Here is a 1997-nt window from a genome sequence, read left to right as displayed (position 1 = left end):
TTCCTTTTTCTGTTTTACTTTTAGCCGTAGCTGATACTTATCCTCCTCACCCAGGGAAAATTTTTAATTCCTCCAAGTAAAAAACACATTATTGACTTAAAATACCACACATAAGGTAAATTATGGAGCTCTATAGAGCCATTAGCTTATTTTCCATGAGAATTACATTAACCTGGGTTTGTACGAAAGGTTGGATAAAGAAATCTCCGGTTTGTTCAAAGGAAGGAAATAAAAAAGGCCACCTAACGGCAGCCTATTTAAGGTACTCACCTATAATCCCGAAAGACCATTTTTAACCCCCCTTAAAAGACAGGATTTGAGCTGCCCATCCTTCGCAACAATCCACTGTTAACATTCCTAAGAATGACCCTCGTAAAAGGGTTGAGGCCCGGTTTTGAAAGCAGGCTTCACTCGGTTAAATAATAACTGTTAGAGTTAAAAAATTTGCTCCGGGACCAAGTGAGTATATCTTCGTTCCGAACAATGCTCTAAGTATAAGTCAAAGGTACCACATTTTTTCTTAATAGATCAATACGTGCCTAACTTTTTGGGATCTTATTTTATTAAATTAATCTAAAGCAAGTCCTCTCTGTTGCTCCAACACTAACATTCAACGGAGAAACGTCTCCTTTTATTTCTATTTTTCAATAAAAGCTCTCATTTTCATTTCCTTTTTGAAAGAAGGCCAATTTTTTGGCAAGAATCTTTAAACTTTCTATTTTATTACAAAGAATAACTTTTCTGAAAACATTGACCCCAAAAATTCCGATTTATTATATAAATTCGAAGCAGTAAAGCCAATAAGAAAGATTTTTAAAACCCAATAGGATATCTATCCAAAGAGAATCGATGAAAAACCAAATATATTTCACCCCCGGTCCATCCGCCTTATATTTCACGGTGCGTGAGCACCTAAAATCTGCCCTCGACTCAAATGTTGCTTCTATTTCCCATAGAAGTTCCTTTTTTAAGAGTTTTTATGGGGAGACTGTAGAAAATTTAAGGACATTATTAAAGCTTCCTGATAACTTTCAAATCTTTTTTACAGGCTCAGCTACAGAGATTTGGGAACGGATTATAGAGAATTGCGTGGATAAGGAATCCTTCCATCTAGTCAACGGTGCCTTTAGCGAACGTTTTTATAAAACGGCGGTGGCATTTGGAAAAGAAGCCCATAAGGTAGAAAGTATTGCCGGTTCATGCCCGGAAATTGACAATTTGATGATTGCCGAAACGCATGAATTGATAGGAATCACTCATAATGAAACTAGCACCGGTGCTACCCAACCCTTAGAAGACATTTATAAAATAAGAGAAGCCTTTCCTGATCAATTGATAGCAGTAGATGCTGTCTCGTCCCTTCCTTATGTAAATATTGATTATTCTAAAGTAGATACGGTTTATTTTTCAGTTCAAAAATGCTTCGGTTTACCTCCAGGTCTAGGAGTGTGGCTTGTCAATGATCGGTGCATAGAAAAGGCAGAAAACAGAATGCGAAGAGGTAAAAACATTGGTTATTACCATAGTCTCCCCACCCTATATGAAAAAGGACTTAAAAATCAGACCCCAGAAACCCCCAATAGTATGGGAATTTATCTGCTGGGAAAAGTAGTTGAAGACATGTTAAAAAAGGGTATAGATCAGATCAGGAAAGAGACTAATTCAAAGGCCGCAATACTTTACAACTCTTTGAATAAGAGCGATGTTTTTAAACCATTTGTAGAAGAAAAAAGACATCAATCAAAAACAGTAATTGTTGGCAAAACAGCTGTTTCCTCAGCTGACATAATACAAGACTTGAAAAAGAAAGGAATGACTATTGGTGGAGGTTATGGCGAATTTAAGGATCTACATATCAGAATAGCCAATTTTCCAACCCACTCCAAGGAGCAAATTGAAATGCTGGCTGATGCACTTGAAAAGATCTAATTTCAATAAAGAATGAATAGCTAAGTACTTGGCGATTTGTACTATTTAACTATTGTTTTTGGAAAAGT

1 protein-coding gene is annotated in these 1997 nt (G+C 36.4%); it reads left to right on the top strand.

Going from position 1 to position 1997, the window contains the following annotated elements; all coding sequences use genetic code 11:
* Positions 1 to 849 precede the first annotated feature (849 nt).
* Positions 850 to 1929: an aminotransferase class V-fold PLP-dependent enzyme gene (locus E1171_RS02210; protein WP_155203647.1), complete on the top strand. Its 1080-nt coding sequence runs from the start codon at positions 850 to 852 to the stop codon at positions 1927 to 1929.
* The last annotated feature ends 68 nt before the right edge of the window (positions 1930 to 1997 follow it).

Source organism: Xanthovirga aplysinae (assembly GCF_009711365.1).
Taxonomy (GTDB): Bacteria; Bacteroidota; Bacteroidia; order Cytophagales; family Cyclobacteriaceae; genus Xanthovirga; species Xanthovirga aplysinae.
Note: the sequence above shows the minus strand (reverse complement) of the source record. Positions and strands in the feature narration are given on the sequence as shown.